The organism is Streptomyces sp. NPDC092370, from assembly GCF_044755265.1.
Classification (GTDB): domain Bacteria; phylum Actinomycetota; class Actinomycetes; order Streptomycetales; family Streptomycetaceae; genus Streptomyces.
The window spans coordinates 466,636-475,648 of record NZ_JBIVQO010000005.1 but is presented as its reverse complement, the minus strand read 5'-3'; the positions used below and the strand labels follow the sequence as shown (position 1 = coordinate 475,648).

Annotated in this window: 5 protein-coding genes, 1 tRNA gene and 2 pseudogenes; 3 read left to right on the top strand and 5 right to left on the bottom strand. The window is 69.0% G+C overall.

What is annotated here, in order from left to right; translation table 11 throughout:
- Positions 1 to 267: 267 nt before the first annotated feature.
- Both ACIQHQ_RS19135 and ACIQHQ_RS19130 read left to right on the top strand, forming a co-directional pair.
- A tRNA-Arg gene (locus tag ACIQHQ_RS19135) sits at positions 268 to 341 on the top strand.
- Between the two features lie 470 nt (positions 342 to 811).
- On the top strand, positions 812 to 4,558 hold the full coding sequence (locus ACIQHQ_RS19130; RefSeq protein ID WP_402613057.1) for an FG-GAP-like repeat-containing protein: 3,747 nt from the start codon (positions 812 to 814) through the stop codon (positions 4,556 to 4,558).
- 86 nt (positions 4,559 to 4,644) lie between these two features.
- On the opposite strand, the pseudogene ACIQHQ_RS19125 reads toward ACIQHQ_RS19130, so the two are convergent.
- Positions 4,645 to 4,806 (bottom strand): annotated as a pseudogene (locus ACIQHQ_RS19125) (helix-turn-helix domain-containing protein); the annotation flags it as partial.
- 153 nt (positions 4,807 to 4,959) lie between these two features.
- Here ACIQHQ_RS19125 and ACIQHQ_RS19120 point away from each other — a divergent pair.
- A complete protein-coding gene (locus tag ACIQHQ_RS19120; protein ID WP_402613056.1) occupies positions 4,960 to 6,150 on the top strand; it encodes a cytochrome P450 in 1,191 nt (396 codons plus the stop codon).
- Here ACIQHQ_RS19120 and ACIQHQ_RS19115 read toward each other — a convergent pair.
- The 4 genes and pseudogenes from ACIQHQ_RS19115 to ACIQHQ_RS19100 all read right to left on the bottom strand — a co-directional run.
- Complete coding sequence (locus ACIQHQ_RS19115) at positions 6,038 to 6,325, bottom strand: DUF6959 family protein (RefSeq protein ID WP_402613055.1); 288 nt, start codon at positions 6,323 to 6,325, stop codon at positions 6,038 to 6,040. The genes ACIQHQ_RS19120 and ACIQHQ_RS19115 overlap by 113 nt on opposite strands.
- Before the next feature lie 340 nt (positions 6,326 to 6,665).
- Entirely contained in the window at positions 6,666 to 7,460 is a 795-nt protein-coding gene (locus tag ACIQHQ_RS19110; RefSeq protein ID WP_402613054.1) for a calcium-binding protein, read from the bottom strand.
- 1,133 nt (positions 7,461 to 8,593) lie between these two features.
- Entirely contained in the window at positions 8,594 to 8,815 is a 222-nt protein-coding gene (locus ACIQHQ_RS19105) for an alpha/beta fold hydrolase (protein WP_402613053.1), read from the bottom strand.
- Positions 8,740 to 8,961 (bottom strand): annotated as a pseudogene (locus tag ACIQHQ_RS19100) (hypothetical protein); the annotation flags it as partial. The gene ACIQHQ_RS19105 and the pseudogene ACIQHQ_RS19100, both read right to left, overlap by 76 nt.
- Between the last annotated feature and the right edge of the window lie 52 nt (positions 8,962 to 9,013).

Here is a 9,013-nt window from a genome sequence, read left to right as displayed (position 1 = left end):
AATCCACACCGAACCCGGAAGGCCCTCACCTGTTCAAGATCCCTCAACCGAGACCTGGCTCACCTGTCCACAACCTCCCCGGGCAGAACAGCTAGCAGCCGGGCATCCCGGACGAGGAAGGAGGTCCGGGAAGGGAAGGTGGTCAACTGATCAATTCCTGGACGCCGCTGCTCCGCTCCACTACCGCACCAGATCGAGCGGGGAACAGCGGGGAGTCACGGTGGAAGCCGACGGCACCTGCGAGAGTCCATGTCAGTCATCAACGCAGGTCGGCACCCAGATTCGGGCTCGAATGACCGCAGCTTCCGAAGCTGAGAGCGCGAGTTCGATTCTCGTCACCACCCGCTCCACGCGAACCCCCAGATCAGAGACCCGGGGGTTCTTTGTTGCCCAGACCGGTTGCCCGGGTGTGCGGCGTCGTGGCGCCACATCCCGGGGCTCTACGGCGACGAGTAGCCCCGTCGCCGCAACGAACTGGGCCTTTGGGTTGCTCGCAGCGATGGCTCGCCGTGTGCCAAGTCCGTTCCGCAAGGCTCGTCGGCGTTCTTCTTCGCGGCGGTGTTGCGTGCCCTGTTCGGCGGGTGGCGTGCCCAGTTCGGCAGGTGGCGTGCCCAGTTCGGCGGGGGGCGTGCCCTTTTCGGCGGGTGGCTCCGAGACACCCGACAACAGGTGTATCGAGTGGCACACCTGTGCGATCATTCGCCTGATTTCGCCGTGCGCCGCCCTCGACCCGCGGTCACCTGGGGCCCCGGCATTCACCTGCGTCGCTCGACGCCATCCTGGGGGGAACGCAATGCCCTACCGCCTGTGTGTGCGCGGGAGATCCGCGGCGCACACCGCGCTCCTGTTCACACTCACACTGTCGGTCCTGCTGACGGCCTTTCTCCCGGTCGGCGTGGCACAGGCGTCCGACGGCACCATGGTTACGGCCGCGTCCGATGCCACCACATCGGCCACCATGGCCGGCAGTACCGCGTCGTCCGCCCCGGTCTCCGCCGCCGAAGACTGCGCCACCCTTCCGCTCGCCCCCTTCGGCGACCCGGGTTCCGCGGTGGGCAAGGCGACGGTCGCCACCGACGGCAGCGCCTGCTTCACCTTCACCGCCGAGCAGCCCGGCCTGCACCGCGTGTTGACGGAGAGGACCGCGACGACCGCCGAGGTCTTCGACGGTGAGACCCAGTTGGACTGCTACGACCTCACGTGGGGCAGCGGCTGGTGCGCGCTGCCGCGCGCCGGCGCCTTCACCCTGAAGCTGACCAACACCAGCTGGGGGACCGGGAGCCGCGAGATCCCCGTGACCGTCACCCCGCTGGCCGCCACCGCGGGCTGTGCGCAGGAGACCGGCACCTCGTGGGACCTGCCCCCGGTCACCGGCTCCGCGGTCTCCCCGTACGGCCTCGTGTGTCATCCGTTCAAGGGAAAGCCCGGCGAGCGGATCACGGTCGACTTCGGCACCGACACGTACGGCGAGAGCGTCAACTGGATCACCGACGAGACGGGTGCCCATATCTGCCCGCACTTCAACGAGGACGACAGCGACGGGTGTGTGCTGCCCGGCGACGGGCCGTACCGGGTGCTGGGGCACGTCCGCCAGGCCGAACGCGGCTTCCCCGCCCCGTACACCCTGAAGATCCGCCGGTTGTCCGACCCCGCGGGTTGTGCGCGCGTCCCCGTGAACGCGTACAACTCCGCGCCCACCACGGCGGATCCGGCCACCGGCTGCAAGGTCTTCACCGCCGCGGCGGCGGGACGGTACAGGGTGTACGAGGTGACGGACGGGGCCCGTTCCTCCCTCGCCGTGTACGACCGTGAGGGGAAGACCGTGTGCGCCGGTTGCGGCATCCCCGCCGGTGACTACACCGTCTTCACCGACCACGCCACCCTCATCCTCGACCGCGCCGGCACCGCCGGCTGCGAGCCCGTCGAGCTCGGCACCCACCGGGGCACCTTCGCCACGGCGGGCGAGATCGACTGCCTGACACTGCCGCTGCCCGAGGGTGCCCGGATGGCCGCGCTGACGCCCCTGAGCGGCCCTGCTCCGCAGCCGGAGGTCGTGGTCGTCGACGCCGACGGCGTCCAGCGATGTGACTGGGAGTCCCTCGGCACGGGCACCTGCGCGCTGACCGGTTCCGCCCCGTTCCGCGCCCTGGTGTCCACCGACGACGACAACACGGCGACCGGCTCGTACCGCCTCGCCCTGCACCGCACCGACGCGGCGAACGGCTGCCCGGCCATTCCCGCGGGCGACTTCAGCGTCGGCGGCGCCACGGCCCGGTTCGGCACCGGCGACGGCGTCTTCTCCCACTGCCTGTCCATCCCGGCGGACGACCACAGCGCGATGGAGAACCTCCAGCTGCGGGCCGTCTCCGGTGGCTCCACCGCCAAGTTCTCGGTGCTGGACGCCGACGGCAAGCAGGTCTGTGGCGTCTCGTCCTCCCTGTCCACCTGGACCACCTGTGCCCTCGCACCGGGCGTCGCGCACACGGTGCTGGTCACCGGCCGCGACACCGCCGCCGAGTACACCCTCGCCCGGCGTGACGTCACCGCCACCGCCCAGGGCTGCGCGGCGAACCCGGCGACCGCGGTGTACGGCCCGTCCACGGGCGGCACTCCGGCCGCACCCGGCCTGCTGCTCTGCCGTCAGGTGACCACCGCCGACGCCGGCGACACCCTGCACCTCGATGTCCGCGACCCGCTGGGCACCGCCAACATCCTGGTGTACGACGCGAAGGGCGACGCCGTCTGCTCGTACCGCAACAAGGCGTGCGCGGTCACCGGCTCCACCAGCTACCAGGTCCTCGTCACCGTGCCGACGAACCGGTCGGCCGCCGAGTCCTACCGGTTCGACGCGCTGCGCATCGCGACCCCCGCCGGACCGGCCGCCGAGTGCGCCAAGGTCCCGAACGTCAGCTACGGGTACGGTCCGGTCACCGGCACCCTGGACGAGCAGCACACCGCGGTCTGCGCGGCGCTGCCCACCGCGTACAGCGACCGCTTCGACTTCGTGGTCAGCGACACCGCGGGCGGCACCCAGACGGCCGTGCCCGCGCTGTACGACGCCAGCCTGGACAACACCTGCACGCTGCACATCCCGACCGGCTACAAGTGCTCCGTGAATGAGCCGTACACGACGGAGGTCACCCCGAGCATCCTGGTCGTCGGGCTGCCCGAGAAGGCCTCGCAGACCGTCTACAAGGCGGAACTCGTCTGTACGTCCTCACTCTGCGGCACCGAGAAGGTCACCGTCGGCACGGTCACCCCGACCAGTGGCGTCAGCGGCACCAAGACCACGGTGACGGTGACGGGCACCGCCCTGCACGAGGACGACAAGGTACGGATCAGCAAGTCCGGTAAGACGGTCGCGTCCACCACCACCTCGGTGGCCGCCGACCGGAAGTCCCTGACGGCCGTTCTGGACCTGACCGGACTCACCCCGGGCGACTGGTACCTCAGCGTCATCACCCACAACGGCTGGGAGCACCCGCGTGGCTCCTTCACGGTCAGCCCGGCCACACTGAAGAACACCACGGCCCCGGCCGTCACCGGCACCGCCCGGGTCGGCTCCAAACTCACTGCCGCGCCCGGCTCCTGGACGCCGGCCCCGGACTCGTACACCTACCAGTGGAAGGCCGACGGCCAGGTGATCCCGGGGGCCACCGCCTCCACGTACCTGGTGCCCGCCTCACTGCGCGGCAAGAAGGTGACCGTCGCCGTCACCGCACGCAAGAGCGGCTGGGAGAGCACGACCGCCGAGTCCTCCGCGCGCGTCATCACGGCGGCGCCCAGGGACCACTCGGGTACCGGTTCGGTGCCGGACGGCGTCGGGGATCTGCTGACGCTGAACTCCAGCGGCTCGCTCACCTTCCACCATGGTTCCGGTACGGGTGTCTTCTCGGGCAAGACCAGCGGCTCGGGCTGGTCGACATCGGTCAGGGCGATCCCGTTCGGGGACATGAACGGTGACCGGTGCAACGACGTGCTGGCGCGGATGGCCGACGGCTCCCTGCGGGCGTACCGGCCGGGCTGCGGGAAGGCGGTCACGCCGTCGACGTCGTACGTCTCGCTGGGCACGGGCTGGAACCAGTACAACGTGCTGACCTCGCCGGGGGACATCACCGGTGACGGGCGGGCGGATCTGATCACCCGCGACTCCTCCACCGGGGCGGTGTACCTGCACAAGGGCACCAGCGACGGGAAGCTGGCGACGCGGGTGAAGCTGTACGACAACTGGCGGGACTACAAGAAGATCGTCGGGGTCGGGGATCTGAACGGTGACGGCCACGGAGATCTGGTGGCGCAGGATGCCTCGAACGAGCTGTGGCGCTACAACGGCACGGGCACAGGGAAGTTCACATCCCGGACGAAGGTGTTCGACGACTGGGGTGCGGCGTACAACGTCGTCGTCGGCGTCGGGGACATCACCCGTGACGGGAAGGCGGACCTCGTCTCCCGGGACACCTCCGGCAACCTGTGGCGCAACAGCGGCAACGGCAACGGCTCGTTCTCCGGCCGGGTGAAGATCGCCACCGGATGGCAAGGCTACAAGGCACTCTTCTGATCCGACGCCGTGAGAGGACGAGGAAGGCCCCGACCGGTTGCTGTGGTCGGGGCCTTCCTCGTCCTCAGTGGCGGAGACGTTCGCAGCCGGGCTACTCCCCGGCTGATCGTCGAGGTCGGCCGGTCGAATCGCCTGGCGATCTCGGCGCAGGAAAGCCCGTCGGCGGGTCCGGCCGCGATGCGCTGGCGCGGCTGCTGGGTCAACCGTCCTCCTCGCCTGCCGCCGGCATTGCCTTCGCCTCTACTCATTGCAACGAACCATTGCCTTCACTCACAGGGCCATTGCATCAATTTAGCGCTCGCTACCTGGTCTAATGCCATTCGACTCATTGACGTAATCATGAACGCAACGTAGCTTTCGACATACGCAAAGCATGTGATGTCGCGAGATGAGGAATGGCCATGAGCGAATCCCTCCACACCGTCACGACCCTGCCGACGGAGCGTCAGCCCACCTGCCCCTTCGACCCGCCGGCAGAGCTGATCGACGCCCGTCGGCACGGACCCATCAGCCGCTACACCCATCCCGGCGGCCAACCCGGCTGGCTGATCACCGGCTACGACCTCGTCAGATCGGTCCTGGCCGACCCGCGCTTCAGCTCGCGCAAAGAGCTCATGAACATGGTCGACTTCGAGCTCCCACCGGCGCCGCCCGGCGAATTCCTCCTCATGGACGAGCCGCAGCACGGGCGTTACCGGAAACCGCTCGTGGGAAGGTTCACCGCACGGCGGATGCGGCTGCTCACCGAGCGCATCGAGCAGATCACCACCGACTGCCTGGACGCCATGGAAAAGGCCGGGCCGCCGGCGGACCTGGTGACCGCCTTCGCCAAGCCGATCCCCACCATCGTGATCTGCGAGCTGCTGGGAGTGCCGTACGAGGACCGGGGCTCCTTCCAGGAGCAGATCGACACGTTCATGGGCGGAACCACCAGCGACGAGGAGCTGATAGCGGCCTACACCGCGACCCAGGAGTACCTCGCGGAGCTGGTGGCCGCCAAGCGCGCGAACCCCACCGACGACGTGCTCAGCGAACTCACCGACAGCGATCTGACCGATGAGGAGCTGAAAGGGATCAGCCTGATCCTGCTGGCGGCAGGGTTCGACACCACCGCGAACATGCTGTCCCTCGGCACGTTCGCGTTGCTGCGGAACCCGGAGCAACTGGCCGCGCTGCGCGCCGATCCCGCGCTCGTCGACGGGGCCGTGGAGGAGTTGCTGCGGTATCTCAGCGTTGCCAAGTCGTTCATGAGGACAGCGCTGGAGGATGTCGAAGTGGGCGGCCAGACCATCGAGGCCGGCACGACGGTCGTCCTGTCGTACAACACGGCCAACCGCGACCCCGAGCGCTTCACCGATCCCCACGTGCTCGACCTGCACCGGCAGGACGGCGGACACCTGGCCTTCGGTCACGGCATCCATCTGTGCCTGGGCCACCAGCTGGCCCGCATCGAGATGCGGGTCGCGTTCTCCGCGCTGCTCAACCGCTTCCCCACGCTGCGCCTGGCCGTACCCGCCGAAGACGTTCCCCTCCGCCCGGAGACCGCGGACATCTACGGGGTGAAGAGCCTCCCGGTGACCTGGGACGCGTGAGCCTCGGCCAGGCCACCGCGCTCGCATCCACCACCTCGGCCAGATCGCTTCGGAGCATGTGAGGGGAGTCTCCCTGCACCACAAACCCAGGGAACCCCTGACCGGGCAGGCGAACCACAGCGCCGTTGCCGCCATCGGTGAACAGCTCGGCCTCACTGCGCTCCAACCCAGCCATCCTACCTGACATCACTACCTGGCATCACTGCCTGACATCAATGTGTGTGGGCCCAGGTGAACTTGAGGGACACGTAGGCCACACCGGTAGATGTGTGAGGGGCAGGCGCACCGAGGGGCCGCACTGGCCTGTCCCTCGCTGCCGGCAGTCGTGGTGGTGCCATGGCACCGCACGGCAGCGGGTGCCGCAGGTTCATATCCGGCCGGGGCACAGCCTTAAGGGCCAGCTCAGGAGGGGTTTCCTCGCAAGCTGGCCCTACCTCGTTCCGGACGTCAATCCGTTCACAGACGACACGGCGCCAGGCCCCGGCCTGAGGGGACCCGGCGCGTTTCAGCGTTGCCTACCGCACGTCGACGTAGTCGGCGGTGGCGTTGGCGGCGCTCGTGGTGGAGGTGCCTGCGAAGGACCAGCGCCAGTAGCCGTCGGTGACGGCCTTGACGGTGGTCTTCAGGGCGCCGGCGCTACCCGTGGTCACCGTCTTGACGGTGGTGTAGGTGCTGGTGCCCTTCTTACGGAACTGCAGTTTCACCGGCTGACCGGTGTAGCCGGCGTATTTGTAGGTCTCCCAGTCGGCACGATTCAGACTGCCGGTGACAGTGAGGGTCTTGCCCTTCTTCACCGGCTCCGGCGAAGCGTTCACCGTCAGCTTGGCGTAGCGTCTGACCTTCACCGTGGCGGCGACGTCCTTGCTGACGTAGTCCCAGTCGTTGCCGCTGACGCTGGCACGCACCTTCCAGGTTCCGGCCGTGGTGTTGTCTTGAGGGTCGATCCGCGGGTTCATGGTGAAGGTGAAGGTGCAGGTGGTCGTGGTGGCGTCGTGGGCCACGCAGTCACCGGACACGTCGTCGGGGGTCACGAGCCCGTAGGGATCCTCGGGCATCTTCTGGCCAGGCCCGTGCCACAGCGTGGGGGAGGTGTAGTCCTCCTTGATGCCCGAGTCGTCGGTGGCGGTCACCGCGATGGTGAAGGTCTTCGGATTCGTGGTGCCCAGGACAATGTCGGACCCGCCGTTGACGACCACCTTGGTGATCTTGGTGTCGCCGACGACCTCGTCTGCCCGGGCGGCGCCCGGACCAGCGAACACGGACAGGGCCAGGGCGCCGACAACGGCGGCCACGGTGGCGCGCTTACGCATACGTGTGTTTCCCCCACACTCTGGTGGCCCCGGGGTGCCCGGGACCAAGGCTGGCGAGCGCATCCAGCGCAGGGGAGGTCAGGTCACCCGGGTAAGGGCCGCCTGATCCGCCTTGACGGCGCGGACGGCACCAAGAACGACTGCCGACCCCCCGCGACGGTTGCACGGCATAGGGATCTTTTCCGCGCGCACAGTCGGCCCGTCAGGGACGTGCGCCGGGCCCCCCAACCCACACAGGCGCGCCAGATCGAGCGGGGAGCGAGGGGGAACACGGGGACGGCAGCCGCTCCCGGCAAGGTTCCTGCCCGGCAATCCCCCCAGGCCGGCGCGGCAACTGTCCGCCGGTAGGCGCAGCTTCCCAAGCTGCGAGTGCGAGTTCGCCTCTCGTCACCCGCTCCACCTTGAAGCCCAGGTCAGCGACTTGGGGCTTGTTTCATCGGGGGAGCCCCATTGCTGCGTTCTGCGAGTACTTCCGCAGCCCGAGGTTGGGCACCCGGAGGGCACGCGCGCCTTGAGAGACGCCCCAGTCACGTCACAGCGTGGCGCTGACCCGCACTTTCACCTAGATGAGCCGGAGGCGAGCCCTCAGCCCGCTGTCCCCGGGCGAGGGCGATGACCGTCCTGCGCGTGCCTCATCGTGGGAGGTGCACAATCCCCGTGTGAAATTGGGCAGTTGACCGCCGAGGGTCCTGCGTCAGAGCGGGAGGACGTCGGGGAGTACCCGGAACGCCTGGTAGCGGCCCAACGGGAATACGGCCCGGAACCGATCTCCAGTTGCAGAGCGGCGCGGTGGTTGCTCCCGGGCGCGGCGCGCTGGGAGCGCGCTGGGCCGCGTCCGGATCCGGGGGCCCGCCGACGTCCTCCTCGGCTACCTGCCCGACCTGGAGCAGGACATCCGCACGCCGCTGCTCGCGGCCGGGCACGGGGCCGCCGCCGTGGCCGCGCTCTGCGAGGGCCTGGCCCCGGGGCCGCCCGGGCCGGACGCCGGGCGGCACGGGGACGGGCGCTGAGAGGGACACTCCGACATCCCACCGCCCGGGGACGGGCGCTGAGGGACACCCCCGGCACCCCACCGCCGACGCGGACACCGCACGGCGGAACACACCCACGTCGAAGGAGAGCCATGGGCCACATCACCCGGTGATGACGCGGGCGTGCTCGGCGAGTGCGTCCACGTTGCGGGTGGAGAAGCGGCCGCTGAAGCCCCAGCCGTGAAGCAGGACGAGAGGGGGGCCGGAGCCCTGTTCCTCGTAGTGGATCGTGACACCGTCGCTGGTGGCGCGTAGGTCGCGTTCTGCGCCGTGGTGAGCACTTTCCGTCCGTCGGCCTGGGTGAGCCGGCCCGCGGACACCCATGAGTTCACCGTCGACTGCACCCTCGTCACCAGCGCACTCTTGCTGCTGAACGGCGCACCGGCCCAGATCTCGTCCAGGAGTGTGGTGCCGTCGGCCTTCGCCGGGTTGGCTACACCGGAGTCGGTCTTCCCGAAGACGACCTTGGGCAGCCGTGATCACTTCGCTGCCGTGTTCGGCGGTGATCGAAACGCATGTCGG

What these genes read in the sequence shown, in the direction of transcription:
- ACIQHQ_RS19115 (WP_402613055.1), bottom strand. Translation starts at nt 6,325, where the DNA reads ATGGCTGGGTTGGAGCGCAGTGAGGCCGAGCTGTTCACCGATGGCGGC.
- ACIQHQ_RS19110 (WP_402613054.1), bottom strand. Translation starts at nt 7,460, where the DNA reads ATGCGTAAGCGCGCCACCGTGGCCGCCGTTGTCGGCGCCCTGGCCCTG.
- ACIQHQ_RS19120 (WP_402613056.1), top strand. Translation starts at nt 4,960, where the DNA reads ATGAGCGAATCCCTCCACACCGTCACGACCCTGCCGACGGAGCGTCAG.
- ACIQHQ_RS19105 (WP_402613053.1), bottom strand. Translation starts at nt 8,815, where the DNA reads ATGGGTGTCCGCGGGCCGGCTCACCCAGGCCGACGGACGGAAAGTGCT.